Below are 13,802 nucleotides of genomic sequence, written 5' to 3'. Positions count from 1 at the left end.
AGGATCCGGCCTCTGGATGGATGTGCTCGGCCTCCGTGTCCAGGCTAGGTGACCTGGCCGAAGGGGGCAGAGATGCGGGTCGAGGAGAAGGCGCCTGCGCGGGCGTACAGGTGGCGGTGGGCGGCGCTGGCGACGCTGCTCGCGGCCGAGGCGATGAACCTGCTGGACGCCACGGTCGTGCAGGTCGCGGCGCCGGTGATGCACCGCGACCTCGGCGGCGCGCGATCGGGGATCCAGTGGTTCAGCGCCGCCTACACGCTGCCGTTCGCCGTCCTGCTGATCACCGGCGGGCGGCTCGGCGACCGGTGCGGGCGCAGGCGCGTGTTCACCGCCGGCGTCGCCGGGTTCGCGCTGGCGTCGCTGTGCTGCGCGCTCGCCCCGGGCGCGGGGACGCTGATCGCGGCGCGGGCCGTGCAGGGCGCCGCCGCCGCGATGGTCATCCCGCAGACGCTCGGGTTGATCCGCGCGATGTTCGACGGGCCCGAGATGGCGCGGGCGCTGGGCTCGATCGGGCCGGTCATGGGGCTGTCGGCGGTCTGCGGCCCGGTGCTCGGGGCCTTCCTCACGGATGCGCTGTCATGGCGGGCGGCGTTCCTGGTGAACATCCCACCGGCGCTCGCCGTGCTCGGGACGGTGCCGCTGCTCCGGGAGGACCGGGCGGCCCGTCCGCCGCGCATGGATCCCACGGGCACCGCGCTGGCGATCCTCGGCACCGGGCTGGTCGTCTACCCGCTGATCCAGGGCGACACGGCGGGCTGGCCGCCGTGGACCTGGGCGGCGATGGCCGGGGGACTCGCCGTCCTGGTCCTGTTCGGGCTGCACCAGCTCCGCACCGCGCGGCGCGGACGCGACCCGCTGGTCGAGCCGAGCCTGTTCCGCGACCGGGGCTTCCCGGCCGCGCTGGCGACCTCCACGCTGTTCTTCGCGGCGGTGAACGGGCTGATGACGGTCATCGTCCTGCAGATCCAGCTCGGCCTCGGACGCGGCGTCCTCAGCGCCGGGCTGACGCTGCTGCCCTGGTCGTGCGCGCTGGCGGCCTCCTCCTGGTTCGCCGGGACGACCCTCGTCCCCCGCTACGGCCGGCGCGTCATGTTCGCCGGGCTCGGCTGCCTGCTCGCCGGGCTCCTCGCCGCGATCGCCGTCTACCGCGCGGCGGAGCCCGGCTCCTACCCGTGGCCGCTGCTCGCCGCGCTGGCCGTGGCGGGGGCGGGCAACGGGCTGTTCACGGTCCCGTTCTTCACCGCCGCGCTGGCGCGCGTCCGCCCGCACGAGACGGGGTCGGCCGCCGGGCTCCTCAACGCCGTCCAGCAGTTCGGCGGGACGCTGGGGATCGCGCTGCTCGGCACCGCCTTCTTCCACGTCCTGCCCGGGGCCGGTGCGCTGGCCGCCGTTCAGGCGGCCTTCTGGATCGCCGTCGCCCTCCTCGCGGCCGGCACGGCGACCGCCGCCCTCATGCGCCGCTGACCGTGGGGCGGCGGCCCACGAGGTTCATCGGGAGCACGCTCAGCACGATCTGGTCGTCCTGGTTGAGGAGCTCGACCCGGGTGCGGACGAGGCCGCGGTCGGGCTTGGACCGGGACGGGCGCGCCTCGATGATGGCCACCCGCATGCGCAGCTCGTCGCCCGGCCGGACGGGGGCGGGCCAGCGCAGCTCGTCCACCCCGGGCGAGGCGAGGCTGGCGACGCTCGACAGGAAGTGCTCCGCGAACAGCCGCATCATGATCGAGCCGGTGTGCCAGCCGCTGGCGATGATCCCCTGGAACGGGCCCGTCTCGGCGAATCCGGTGTCGATGTGGATGGGCTGCGGGTCGAACCGGCGGGCGAACTCCAGGATGTCCGATTCGTCCACGTGGACGTGCCCGTACTCATAGGCCGCGCCGGCCTCATAGTCCTCGAAGTAGCGGTCCCCGGGAGGCGCCGCGAAGTCGTCCCCGAGCGCACGAGTGATCGTCATGCGACCCAGCATGGCCGAGCGGCGCGGGCGAGGGGGAATCCCCTCCCGGTCCGTCGCGCAAGGTGACATCGTGGTCGCATGACGGAGTCGCGGGTCGGCGGATATGCGCTGCGCGGCGTGCTCGGGCAGGGCGGGCAGGGGGTCGTCCACCTGGCGGAGGACAGGTCCGGCCGGAGGGTCGTCGTCAAGATCCTGCACGCGCACATGGCCGGGGACGAGCGCGAGCAGCGCCGTTTCGTCAACGAGGTACGGGCGATACGGCGGGTCGCCGAGTTCTGCACGGTCCGCGTGCTGGACGTCGGCGTGACGGACGGGCGCCCCTACATCGTCAGCGAGTACGTCGAGGCGGAGTCCCTCCAGGACGCCGTGCGCAGGGACGGGCCGCGGACGGGCGCCGCGCTGCACCGGCTGGCGGTGGGGACGGCCGCCGCGCTGGCGGCCATCCACAACGCGCGGGTCGTCCACCGCGACTTCAAGCCGCACAACGTGCTGCTCGCCTCCGACGGGCCGCGCGTCATCGACTTCGGCATCGCGCACGCGCTGGAGTCGGCGACGACGACCACGACCGGCCGCGTCGGGACGCTCGCCTACATGTCGCCCGAGCAGATCACGGGGCCGGAGGCCGGGGCGCCCTCCGACGTGTTCTCCTGGGCCGGGACGATGGTCTTCGCCGCGACGGGGCATCCGCCGTTCGGGCAGGGGCATCCCGGCGCGGTCATGCACGGCATCCTCGACCGCGCCGCCGACCTGGACGGCGTGCCCGCCGCGTTCCGCGGCCTGTTCGGCCGCTGCCTCGCCAAGGACCCGGCGGCCCGTCCGACGGCGCAGGAGCTGCTCGGGCGCCTGCTCGACGGGGATCTCGCGCGCGGCGACGACGGCGACGACGGCGCCGACCTCGGACGGCTGCTCCACGACGCCGTGGCCCGCGCCCAGCCCCCGCACCCCGCGGCCGCGGCGACCACACCGGACAGGCCCGCGCCCGCGCCGCCCGAGCCGTCCGGGCCGTCCGAGCCGTCCGGGCCGCCCCCATCCCCCGCGCGGATGAGCCGCCGCGCCGCGCTCGCCGGGCTGGGCGGCCTCGTGGCGGTGTCGGCGGTGCTGCCGCAGGGCGAGCCGGTCGGCGCCCGGGGTGCCCCGCCGGCGTTCTGGAAGCCGCTCGGCGGCCCCGTCCCCGCCTCCGACACCGCGGTCCTGACCGTGTCGCTGCTGCCCGTCCCCGGCGGGCAGGTGCTCCTCACCACGCACGCCGACGGGATCGGACGCCTGTGGGAACCGGTCACGGGACGGCACGTGCGCGACCTCGCCGACAGGGACTCCGCCACGCCGGCGACCCGGGAGGCGGCCCGCGCCATGTTCGTGGTGACGGCGGGCGGCGCGTCGCGGGTGCTGAGCGCCTACCTCGACTCCCCGCCCCGGCTCTGGGACGTCGCGACCGGCCGCCGTCTGCGCACCCCGTTCGTGAACAGCGGCAACTGGACGGACGGCGCCTGGCGCGGCGGCGAGGTCCTCATCGGGCTGACAACCCTGGACGGGCGCCCCACCGCCTACTTCACCCCCGACCGGAAGTCCCCGGCGGCGCCCGTCACCATGGTGGCCCGCAATCTCATGGACGGGCAGACGGTCCAGAAGGCGTGGCCGATCCCGCGCGCCGAGTACGCGGACATCGTGGACGTCGAGATCGCCGGGCCCTCGCTGCTGCTCGTCCACCTGGACGGGGACGTGATCGAGCCGTGGGACGCCTCCTCCAGGAGGCCCGTCGGGGGGCAGGTGACCACCAGGGCGGACGGGGCGAGCCCGGAGCGGTTCGTGCTCGCCCGGGTGCGCGGCAGGCTCATGCTGCTGTGCGCCTACGAGGACGGGACGATCCGCCGCTGGGACACCAGGGACGACCGCCGGTGGCCGCCGCTCACCGGGCACCGGACCGCGGTGACGGCCCTGTGGGCGGGGCCGTTCGCGGGCCGCCCGGCGGCGATCTCGGGCGACGGGGACGCGGTCGTCCGGCTGTGGGACCTCCAGACGGGAGCCGCCTGGGGAGACCCCCTCGCCAGCGGCATCGGCAAGGTGAACTCGGTGGTGGGCGGTGCGGTCGGCGGGCGGCCCGTCCTGGTCGCGGCGGGCGAGAGCGGCATGCTCCGGCAGTGGGCCGTGGACCCGCGCGCCCGGTGACCCCCGGGGCGGCGGATAGGGTCACTTGCGACACGCCTTTGACTCCTTACCTCCCCCGGAGCGCTCCTTGCAGGTCGAGCACGTGCTTTTGCTGTTGGTGGCCGCGACGGCGGCGGGGTGGGTGGACGCCGTGGTCGGCGGCGGCGGGCTGATCCAGCTGCCCGCGCTGCTGGTGCTCAACCCGGGGCAGCCGGTGGCGGCCGCGCTCGCGACGAACAAGCTGGGGTCGATCGCGGGCACCTCGTCCGCGGCCGTGGCCTACCTGCGCAGGGCCAAGCCCGACCTGCGGGTCGGGCTCGCCGCGGCGGGGCTCGCGGTGTGCTGCGCGGCGGGCGGCGCGGTGTGCGCGGCGGCGATCTCCTCGCAGGTGCTGACGCCGGTCATCATGGTCGTGCTGCTGGCGGTCGCGGCGATCGTGGTGCTCAAGCCCGACCTCGGCCGGGAGCCCCGGCTGGTGCTGCGGACGCGGCGCCGGGTCGCGGCGGCGGTGCTGGTGCCGGGCGTGCTGATCGCCTTCTACGACGGGCTCGTGGGGCCCGGCACCGGAACGTTCCTGGTGATCGTGTTCACCGCCGTGCTCGGTCTGGACTTCGTCAACGCCTCGGCCACCTCGAAGATCATCAACACCGGGACGAACCTGGGCGCGCTGACGGTGTTCGCCGTGCAGGGACACGTGCTGTGGGCGATCGGGCTGGCCATGGCCGTGTGCAACATCGTCGGCGCGCAGGCCGGGGCGCGGATGGCGATCAGCAGGGGAGCGGGGTTCGTGCGCGTCGTGCTGCTGTGCGTCGTCTCCGCGCTCGTCGTCAAGCTCGGCTACGAGCGCTTCGGCTGACCCGGCCGGGCGCCTTTTTTCCGGGCGTCACCCTTCCAGGCGTCATCCGGCGGGCGGGACCGGCAGCGGGTGCCGCAGCGCGGCCAGGCTGAGCACGACCAGCGACGCCGTCCAGCCGAGGGGCGCGACGCTCGCGGGGGCGCCGCGTTCGCCGACCTTCTCGGGCAGGGCGCCGAGGGAGGTGCGGTGCGCGGCGAGCCAGTCCAGGCGTCCGAGCGCCGAGTCGATCCGGCCCGTGCTCGCGGCGTTGAGGGCGAACAGCGCGGTCTCGGGCGTCCACGCGACGAGCTTGTTGCCCTGCCAGCGCTCGCCCGGCAGCACGCCGCCGTTCGGCAGCTGCTGCCGGAACCCGGCGTCCTCGACCGCCGCCGCCACGCCCGGGTCGGGCGGCGCGAACGGCGGCGCGACGAAGGTGACCGAGGTGTCCATCAGGCCGCCGCGGATCGGTGAGCGCGGATACCCGTAGGGCGCGAACTGCCTGGTCAGTGCGGCGGAGAGGCGTTTCGCCGCGGCCCGCCACTGGGCCGCCTTGGCGCGCCCGCCGTAGCCGTCGGCGAGCGCCGCCGCCGCGCGCAGCCCGGCCAGCACGGGCCCGACGACGCCGAGCGTCGGGCGGCGCGGGTCCTGCTCGCGGTCGTGGTCGCGCTCCCAGTAGTCGGACGAGGCGGGCGGCAGCCCCTCGGCGTCCAGCGAGTGCGCGAGCTGGTCGGCGGCGCGCTGCACCATCGGCCACAGCTCCGGCAGGTCGCCGTTGTCGGGCGCCTGCACCCGGTAGAACCAGCTCGCCCACAGCACCCAGCCGAGCGAGTCGAGCTGCGGGTCGCGGCCGTCGGCGACCGCCGTCCCGTCGGGGTTGTAGCGGGCGGCCCACAGCCCGTTCTCGTGCTGGACGTCGGCCAGGAACCGCAGGACGCGGCGCGCCTCCGGCATGTGGCCGGTCACGGTGAACGCGGCGGCGGCGAACGCCGAGTCGCGCGGCCAGCAGTACCGCCACGCCCCGTACCAGGACGCCAGCGAGGCCCCGTTCGGGCGGGTGAGCAGCCGCAGGTCGAGCAGCGCGCGCGAGGCCATGTCGCGGTACTGGTCGCCGTAGCGGCTCCGCTCGGTCCATCCGTCGCCGGGGACGGCGCCGTCCGCGAGCCAGGCGCGGTCGGAGCGGACGACGGCGGCCACCTCCGGGTCGTCCGGCGGGACGATCACCGACGTCTCCGACCCGGACGGGACGAGCCGCACCCGCCCGTCCGCCAGCCGGACGGCCGAGCTGCCCGCCAGATACGTGGCCCCCTTCGCCTCCGAGACCGGCAGCGGCACGCCGGTCACCGGCCAGCCGCTGCCGCCCACCAGCCCGGGGCCGGCCCAGCCGGGGCCGGGGCGGTCGGGGATCGTGGAGCCGGTGGTCGCCACGAGGCCGGCCGCGACCAGCAGCGCGGCCGCGCGCCTGAAGCGCCGCACGCCGCGCGGCGCGGGGCGCGTCCGGCGCCGCGCGGCCCGCGGCGCCGGGCGCATCGGGTACGGCGCCGCGCGCCGCCCGTCGGCCATGGCGGTCCGTCCCCTTTCGGCGAGGTCTGGGTACGCCGCGGACCGTTGTGGAGCACGCGATCCGGGCGCGTCAATGCCTGAGCGCGAATAAGTACATCAAACTATGCCTATTGGTTCATCCCTCTCAGGTGCCACTCCGGTTCTCCCCGCTGGTTCGAGCGTCCCCGTTCCGCGGCCTCGAAACCCTGGCCGCTCCGCCGGGCCGCCACCCCGTCAAGCTGCGCCTTCACCATCTCCGCGAACCCCCCGAAACCCCCGTGTTCACCCGGTCGAGGCCGTCCCGTTCACCGCGCGTGGCCGACACGGGACGGTGGAACCGACCCGGCGGCATGACCATGGACACGGGTTGACTAGGCTGCATCGACGGAGCGGACCGCAGAGTGCCGGCCGCACGGAGAACCGTGTACCCCCACTCGTGTGGTCATCAGGCTGTCGATCCGTTAAAGGACGCCTCGTGGACCTGTTCGAACATCAGGCGAAGGAACTCTTCGCCGAGTACGGGGTACCGGTGCCCACCGGCAAGGTCGCCCATACCCCCCAGGAAGCCCGGGCGATCGCGGCGGAGCTGTTCGCCGCGGAAAGCTCGAAGGTCGTCGTCAAGGCCCAGGTGAAGACCGGTGGCCGCGGCAAGGCCGGCGGCGTGAAGCTGGCCGACACGGCCGACGAGGCGCAAGCGCTCGCCGGCCAGATCCTCGGCATGGACATCAAGGGCCACACGGTCCACAAGGTCCTGATCGAGGAGGGGAGCGCGATCGCGCAGGAGTACTACTTCTCCTTCCTGCTCGACCGCGCCAACCGCACGTTCCTGTCGATCTGCTCGGTCGAGGGCGGCGTGGAGATCGAGGAGGTGCCGCACGACCGGCTCGGCCTCGTGCAGGTCTCGCCGCTGGACGGCGTCGACCGGGCCAAGGCCCGCGAGATCGCCGAGAAGGGCCGGCTGCCGGAGGAGGCCCGCGAGGGCGCCGCCGAGCTGATCGAGCGGCTGTGGGCCGTGTTCGTCGACGAGGACGCGACGCTCGTCGAGGTCAACCCGCTGATCCTCACCAAGGGCGGCGAGGTCAAGGCCCTCGACGGCAAGGTCTCCCTCGACGACAACGCCGCCTTCCGCCAGGAGCACGACAAGCTGGAGGACAAGGCCGCGGCCGACCCGCTGGAGGCGGCGGCCAAGGCCAAGGACCTCAACTACGTGAAGCTGGACGGCACCGTCGGCATCATCGGCAACGGCGCGGGCCTCGTCATGTCCACGCTGGACGTCGTCTCCTACGCCGGCGAGGAGTTCGGCGGGCAGCGCCCCGCGAACTTCCTCGACATCGGCGGCGGCGCGTCCGCCGAGGTCATGGCCGACAGCCTGGAGATCGTCCTGTCCGACGCCGACGTGAAGTCGGTGTTCGTGAACGTCTTCGGCGGCATCACGGCCTGCGACGCCGTCGCCAACGGCATCGTGTCGGCCTACAAGCTGCTGGCCGAGCGCGGCGAGACCGTCAACCGGCCGCTGGTCGTCCGGCTGGACGGCAACAACGCCGAACTCGGCCGCAAGATCCTGAGCGACGCCGGGCTGACCGGCGTGCAGCAGGTCGACACCATGGACGACGCGGCCAGGCGCGCCGCCGAACTCGCAGCGGCAGGTGCATGATGGCCATCTGGCTCACCGAGAACAGCAAGATCATCGTTCAGGGCATCACGGGGTCGGAGGGCACCAAGCACGGCCGCCGCATGCTCGCCTCGGGCGCGCAGGTCGTCGGCGGCGTGAACGCCCGCAAGGCCGGGCAGACCGTCGACTTCGACGGCACCGTCCTGCCGGTGTTCGGCACCGTCGCCGAGGCGATGGAGCGCACCGGCGCCGACGTGTCGGTCGTGTTCGTCCCGCCGAAGTTCACCAAGGACGCCGTCGTCGAGGCCGTGGACGCGGGCATCCCGCTCTGCGTCGTGATCACCGAGGGCATCCCGGTGCACGACACCGCCTACTTCTGGGCGTACGCGGAGTCCAAGGGCAACAGGACCCGCGTGATCGGGCCGAACTGCCCCGGCATCGCGTCCCCCGGCAAGTCCAACGCGGGCATCATCCCGGCCGACATCACCTCGCCGGGCCGCATCGGCCTGGTGTCGAAGTCGGGCACGCTGACCTACCAGATGATGTACGAGCTGCGCGACATCGGCTTCTCCACCTGCGTGGGCATCGGCGGCGACCCGGTCATCGGCAGCACCCACATCGACGCCCTCCAGGCGTTCCAGGACGACCCCGAGACCGACGCGATCGTGATGATCGGTGAGATCGGGGGCGACGCCGAGGAGCGCGCCGCCGCCTACATCGAGCAGCACGTGACCAAGCCGGTCGTCGGCTACGTCGCCGGGTTCACCGCCCCCGAGGGCAAGACGATGGGCCACGCGGGCGCGATCGTGTCCGGCTCCGCCGGCACCGCGCAGGCGAAGAAGGACGCCCTGGAGAAGGTCGGCGTCCGCGTCGGCAAGACCCCGAGCGAGGCGGCCGTGCTGATGCGGGAGATCATGAAGAACCTCTGATCGCCCGACCGACCGTCGAAAGTCGAAAGACGCCCGAGCCGCCGGTACGCGGCCCGGGCGTCTTTCGTTGGCGCCCGCTTGGCCGACCCCTGGGACGACAAAGGCGACACGCCGGGCGAGGGAGCCGCCCGCGCGGTGCCGTGATGCCAGCATGGACCGGTGAGCGACGTGAGCCCGGGACAGCGCAGGGCGGAACCCCCGAGAGCGGGCCGCCCACCCGAGGCGCGGCGGCTTCCCGAGCCGGGCCGGGCCCCCGAGCCGGGCCGGGGCTCGGACGCGGGCCGGGGTGAGCGGCCGCCGTCCCGGCCCGGCGCGGCGGGGCGCCCGCTCGCGGTGGCCGGGCTCGTGGCGGCGCTGTGGTGCATCGGCATCGGGCTCGCCGTGCTCACCACGATCACGCTGATCGGCTGGATCGCGGCGCCCAAGACCGCGCTCGGCCACGGCATGTCCGGCGTGTTCCGGACGGCCGTCAACTTCTGGCTCGTGTCCCACCACGCGGGTTTCTCCGGCCCCCACGGACGGGTCGGGCTGCTGCCGCTCGGCCTGCTCGTGCTGCCCGGCGCGCTGCTGCACCGGGGCGGCGCCTGGATGATCCGCGGCCTCGGCGTGCCGGAGCGCCCCCGCGTCGCGGTCGTGCGCGTCGCCCTCGCGCTCGCCGCCCCCTACGCGGCGCTGGCCGGGCTGCTGGCGCTCGCCGCGTCCTCCTCCGCCGTGCGCCCCTCGGCCTGGCAGGCGCTGGTCGCCTGCTTCCTCGTCGCGACCATCGCCGGCGGGCTCGGCGCGGCGCGCGCGGTCGTCGCGGCGCAGGTCGCCGCGCAGGACAAGGGCGAGCGCCTCAGGTCCGGGCTCGGCGCGCTGCTGCGGCTGCTGCCCGACCGCCCCCGCTCGCTCGTGATCGGCGTCGCGGGCTCGCTCGGCGTGCTGTGCGCGTCCGGGGCGCTGCTGGTCGGCGGGTCCCTCGCGACCCACATGTCGGACGCGGACGGCCTGTACGGCGTCCTCGCCCCCGGCATCGTAGGCGGCGTCCTGCTGCTGGTGGTCGAGTTGGCCTACCTGCCCAACGCGGTGATCTGGGGCATGGCGTACGCGATCGGCCCCGGCTTCTCCGTCGGGGCGGGCACGAGCGTCTCGCCCACCGGGGTCTTCCTGGACTCGGTCCCCGCGTTCCCGCCGCTGGCCGCGCTGCCCGAGCCGGGCCCGGCACCGGCGGTGTCGCTGCTGGCGCTCGCCGCGCCGTTCCTGGCGGGCGGGGTCGGCGGCGTGCTGACGGTCCGGTCGCTGCCGAGTTCGACGTCCGAGGGCGCGCCGCTGTGGGGGTTCGTCTCCGGGACGCTGACCGGCGCCGTCCTCGCGCTGCTGGCGGCCCTGTCCGGCGGCCCCCTCGGCGGCGGGCGGCTGGCGACCGTGGGCCCCTCGTTCTGGCAGGTCGGGCTGATGGCGGCGCTGGAGGTCGGCATCTCCGCCGCGATCGCGGCGTGGATGGCGAACTGGCTCGTCCTGCGCCGCCCGGCCCGCGCCGACGCCGAGGCGGTGCGGCGTCCGAACAAGCGCAAGGCCAAGAAGCGCGAGGCCGCGAACAAGCCCGCCCGCCCGGCCGAGCAGCAGCGCCCCGCCCGGACGCGGCCCGCCGAGCCGGTGGCCGAGCCCGCGCCGCCCGCGATCATGCCGGTGCCCGCGCCCGTCACGGACGACCTGCCCGCGGCGTCCGCCTCGCCCTACGCGCCGGGCCCGCTGGAGTTCGAGGAGGCTGAGCCGGTCCTCGCGCCCCGCCGCCGGGCCCGCGCCAGGAGCCGGGACCGCGACCCGCTGCCCGACCTCGCGGAGGAGTCCCGGCCCGCGCCGCCGCCCGACGACGGGACGGTCGTCCTCGAAGGCCACCTGGACGACGAGCCCGCGCCGCCGCCCGCACCCGAGCCGGTCCCGCCGCCGCGCGAGGACCCCGAGCGCACCGAGAACCGGGGCGGCGCCATCTACGTCCTGCGCGAGGAGCCGCCCGCCGAGTGACCGGCGGTCAGAGGCCGACGCCGAGGTCCTCGATCGTCCCCTTGGGCAGGCGCAGCTTCTCGTCCATCTTCGGGTAGTAGTGGTCGTGGCACGCCTGCCTGTCGGCGACGGTGTTGGAGCCGTTGAGGCACTTGTTGAAGCCGTCCAACTCCCGCGCCAGGTACGCCGCGGTCACGATCGCCAGCAGCGAGATCGCCAGGCCGATCGAGCCGAGCACGATGCCGGCGGTGGCGCCCGGCGCGGTCGCGCTCGCCCGCCGCGCCAGCCGCTGCGCCCTGATCCCCACCACCAGCGACGCGATGCCGAGCACGAACCCCAGCGGAAAGAAGAAGAACGTGGTCAGCAGGGCGAGGCCGCCGAGCCACAGGGCCCGCATGCCGGTCCGCTCGGCGGGAGGCCGTCCGGCCGGTGCCGTTCCCCCGCTCCCTTGCCCCTGCCGGTCGCTCACGTCCGATTCCTCCCGTGGATTCCTGGGCGTCGAGCGAGGCCGATAGGCTTCGTGCGAACCGAACAACCCCACGTCCGCCAGGGAGTCATGGTGTCCGCCCGGCTCGTCGTCCTCGTCTCCGGCGCGGGGACCAACCTACAAGCGCTGCTCGACGCGTGCGCGGATCCAGCCTACGGCGCCCAGGTGGTGGCCGTGGGCGCGGACCGGTCCGGCACCGGCGGCGTCGAGCGCGCCGAACGCGCCGGGCTCCCCGCCTTCACCCGGGCGATCCCCGACTTCGCCTCCCGCGACGCCTGGGACGAGGCGCTCACCGCCGCGGTCGCCGCGCACGAGCCCGACCTCGTCGTCTCCGCCGGGTTCATGAAGATCCTCGGCCCGCGCTTCCTCGCCCGCTTCGGCGGACGCACCGTCAACACCCACCCGGCGCTCCTGCCCTCCTTCGCCGGCGCCCACGCCGTACGGGACGCCCTGGCGTACGGAGTGAAGGTCACGGGCTGTACGGTGCATTTCGTCGACGAAGGCGTGGACACCGGCCCCGTCATCGCCCAGGAGACCGTCCAGGTGCGGCGAGGCGACGACGAGGAGTCCCTGCACCAGCGGATCAAGCGGGTGGAGCGCCGCCTCCTGGTCGACGTCGTCGGACGTCTCGCCCGCGACGGCTGGACGGTGCAGGGCCGGCGCGTTTCGATGAAGAGCAGTGATTCGTCCGAATACGAGGGGAGCTCGGCCGGTGAGTCGGGTGGCGATTAGGCGCGCGCTGATCAGCGTGTACGACAAGACCGGGCTGGAAGACCTCGCCCGGGGCCTGCACGAGGCCGGGGTCGAGCTCGTCTCCACGGGCTCGACGGCGGGGCGGATCGCCGCCGCCGGCGTCCCGGTCATGAAGGTGGAGAAGCTCACCGGGTTCCCCGAGTGCCTGGACGGGCGGGTCAAGACCCTGCACCCCAACGTCCACGCGGGCCTGCTCGCCGACCGGCGCAAGGACGACCACCTCCAGCAGCTGGAGGACCTCTCCGTCGAGCCGTTCGACCTCGCCGTCGTCAACCTGTACCCGTTCGCCGAGACCGTCCGCTCCGGCGCGACGCCCGACGAGTGCGTCGAGCAGATCGACATCGGCGGGCCCACGATGGTGCGCGCCGCCGCGAAGAACCACGCGTCGGTCGCGGTCGTCGTCGACCCGTCCGCCTACGGCACCGTCCTGGAGGCCGTCCGCGCCGGCGGCTTCACGCTGGAGGAGCGCCGCCGCCTCGCCGCCCGCGCGTTCGCGCACACCGCGTCCTACGACGTGGCCGTCGCGTCCTGGTTCGCCGGCGAGTACGCCCCCGACGAGACCGCCGCCGAGACCCGCTGGCCCGACTTCCTCGGCGCGACCTGGCAGCGCGCGAACGTCCTGCGGTACGGCGAGAACCCGCACCAGCGCGCCGCCCTGTTCACCGACGGCTCCGGCGGCGGCCTGGCCGGGGCGCGGCAGCTCCACGGCAAGGAGATGTCCTACAACAACTACGTGGACGCCGACGCCGCCCGCCGCGCCGCCTACGACTTCGACGCGCCCGCCGTCGCGATCATCAAGCACGCCAACCCGTGCGGCATCGCCGTCGGCGCCGACCTCGCCGAGGCCCACCGCAAGGCGCACGCCTGCGACCCCCTCTCGGCCTTCGGCGGCGTCATCGCCGTGAACGGCCCCGTCACCGCCCTCCTCGCCGCGCAGGTCGCCGAGATCTTCACCGAGGTCCTCGTCGCGCCCGAGTTCGACGACGCCGCGGTCGAGATCCTCACCCGCAAGAAGAACATCCGCCTCCTGCGCTGCCCGAAGGCCCCCGCGACCACCACCGAGTACCGGCGCGTCGACGGCGGCGTCCTCCTCCAGGAGGTCGACCACCTCGACGCCCCCGGCGACGACCCCTCCGCCTGGGAGCTCAAGGTCGGCGCCCCCGCCGACGAGGCCACCCTCCGCGACCTCGCCTTCGCCTGGCGCGCCGTCCGCGCGGTGAAGTCCAACGCGATCCTCCTCGCCGCCGACGGCGCCACCGTCGGCGTCGGCATGGGCCAGGTCAACCGCGTCGACTCCGCCAAGCTCGCCGTCACCCGCGCCGGCACCGACCGCGCCGCCACCGCCGTCGGCGCCTCCGACGCGTTCTTCCCCTTCCCCGACGGCCTTGAGGTCCTCACCGCCGCGGGGGTCCGCGCCATCGTCGAACCCGGCGGCTCCGTCAACGACGACAAGGTCATAGCCGCCGCCGAGAAGACCGGCACCACCCTCTACTTCACCAACACCAGGCACTTTTTTCATTGAGCGCCCTCGGCGGTCGGCGCTGGGGCGCCTCCCTTCAACGGGC

The 13,802-nt window shown here is 74.6% G+C and carries 11 protein-coding genes; 8 read left to right on the top strand and 3 right to left on the bottom strand.

Annotation, left to right across the window (positions count from 1 at the left end; all coding sequences use genetic code 11):
* Positions 1–72 precede the first annotated feature (72 nt).
* A complete protein-coding gene (locus GNZ18_RS28400) occupies positions 73–1,464 on the top strand; it encodes an MFS transporter (protein WP_156219613.1) in 1,392 nt (463 codons plus the stop codon).
* On the opposite strand, the gene GNZ18_RS28395 is transcribed toward GNZ18_RS28400, so the two are convergent.
* Positions 1,451–1,954, bottom strand: a complete 504-nt coding sequence (locus GNZ18_RS28395; protein WP_156219612.1) for a MaoC family dehydratase — start codon at positions 1,952–1,954, stop codon at positions 1,451–1,453. The genes GNZ18_RS28400 and GNZ18_RS28395 overlap by 14 nt on opposite strands.
* 78 nt (positions 1,955–2,032) lie before the next feature.
* Between GNZ18_RS28395 and GNZ18_RS28390 the strand changes: the two genes are divergently transcribed.
* Positions 2,033–4,120 (top strand): serine/threonine-protein kinase, encoded by a 2,088-nt coding sequence (locus GNZ18_RS28390; RefSeq protein ID WP_156219611.1) that lies wholly within the window; start codon positions 2,033–2,035, stop codon positions 4,118–4,120.
* Positions 4,121–4,187: 67 nt separating this feature from the next.
* Positions 4,188–4,955, top strand: coding sequence for a TSUP family transporter (locus GNZ18_RS28385; protein ID WP_156219610.1), 768 nt, complete (start codon positions 4,188–4,190; stop codon positions 4,953–4,955).
* A gap of 42 nt (positions 4,956–4,997) precedes the next feature.
* Here the strand turns inward: GNZ18_RS28385 and GNZ18_RS28380 are convergent, their stop codons facing one another.
* Complete coding sequence (locus tag GNZ18_RS28380; RefSeq protein ID WP_246250580.1) at positions 4,998–6,494, bottom strand: glycoside hydrolase family 15 protein; 1,497 nt, start codon at positions 6,492–6,494, stop codon at positions 4,998–5,000.
* Between the two features lie 454 nt (positions 6,495–6,948).
* On the opposite strand from GNZ18_RS28380, the gene sucC reads away from it, so the two are divergent.
* The 3 genes from sucC (at position 6,949) to GNZ18_RS28365 (ending at position 11,018) form a co-directional block, all read left to right on the top strand.
* Positions 6,949–8,127 (top strand): ADP-forming succinate--CoA ligase subunit beta, encoded by a 1,179-nt coding sequence (gene sucC / locus GNZ18_RS28375; RefSeq protein WP_312874800.1) that lies wholly within the window; start codon positions 6,949–6,951, stop codon positions 8,125–8,127.
* Positions 8,127–9,014, top strand: coding sequence for a succinate--CoA ligase subunit alpha (gene sucD, locus GNZ18_RS28370; protein WP_156219609.1), 888 nt, complete (start codon positions 8,127–8,129; stop codon positions 9,012–9,014). The genes sucC and sucD overlap by 1 nt, the downstream gene beginning before the upstream one ends.
* A 159-nt stretch (positions 9,015–9,173) precedes the next feature.
* Positions 9,174–11,018 carry a cell division protein PerM gene (locus GNZ18_RS28365; protein ID WP_312874799.1) on the top strand — a complete coding sequence of 615 codons (1,845 nt, stop codon included), beginning with the start codon at positions 9,174–9,176 and terminating at the stop codon, positions 11,016–11,018.
* Positions 11,019–11,025: 7 nt separating this feature from the next.
* Here the strand turns inward: GNZ18_RS28365 and GNZ18_RS28360 are convergent, their stop codons facing one another.
* Positions 11,026–11,466 carry a DUF4190 domain-containing protein gene (locus tag GNZ18_RS28360; RefSeq protein ID WP_156219608.1) on the bottom strand — a complete coding sequence of 147 codons (441 nt, stop codon included), beginning with the start codon at positions 11,464–11,466 and terminating at the stop codon, positions 11,026–11,028.
* 87 nt (positions 11,467–11,553) lie between these two features.
* On the opposite strand from GNZ18_RS28360, the gene purN reads away from it, so the two are divergent.
* Both purN and purH read left to right on the top strand, forming a co-directional pair.
* Complete coding sequence (gene purN, locus GNZ18_RS28355; RefSeq protein ID WP_156219607.1) at positions 11,554–12,216, top strand: phosphoribosylglycinamide formyltransferase; 663 nt, start codon at positions 11,554–11,556, stop codon at positions 12,214–12,216.
* Entirely contained in the window at positions 12,197–13,759 is a 1,563-nt protein-coding gene (gene purH, locus GNZ18_RS28350) for a bifunctional phosphoribosylaminoimidazolecarboxamide formyltransferase/IMP cyclohydrolase (RefSeq protein WP_312874798.1), read from the top strand. Before purN ends, purH begins: the two co-directional genes overlap by 20 nt.
* Positions 13,760–13,802 lie beyond the last annotated feature (43 nt).

The sequence above is a fragment of the Actinomadura litoris genome, assembly GCF_009733595.1.
Lineage (GTDB): Bacteria > Actinomycetota > Actinomycetes > Streptosporangiales > Streptosporangiaceae > Spirillospora > Spirillospora litoris.
The sequence above is the reverse complement of the archived record's forward strand: the minus strand, read 5'-3'. Positions and strand labels throughout refer to the sequence as shown.

Excerpts from the sequence above, each read along its gene's own strand:
- GNZ18_RS28400 (WP_156219613.1), top strand. The coding sequence starts at position 73 with ATGCGGGTCGAGGAGAAGGCGCCTGCGCGGGCGTACAGGTGGCGGTGG.
- GNZ18_RS28395 (WP_156219612.1), bottom strand. The coding sequence starts at position 1,954 with ATGACGATCACTCGTGCGCTCGGGGACGACTTCGCGGCGCCTCCCGGG.
- GNZ18_RS28390 (WP_156219611.1), top strand. The coding sequence starts at position 2,033 with ATGACGGAGTCGCGGGTCGGCGGATATGCGCTGCGCGGCGTGCTCGGG.
- GNZ18_RS28380 (WP_246250580.1), bottom strand. The coding sequence starts at position 6,494 with ATGGCCGACGGGCGGCGCGCGGCGCCGTACCCGATGCGCCCGGCGCCG.
- sucD (WP_156219609.1), top strand. The coding sequence starts at position 8,127 with ATGGCCATCTGGCTCACCGAGAACAGCAAGATCATCGTTCAGGGCATC.
- purN (WP_156219607.1), top strand. The coding sequence starts at position 11,554 with ATGGTGTCCGCCCGGCTCGTCGTCCTCGTCTCCGGCGCGGGGACCAAC.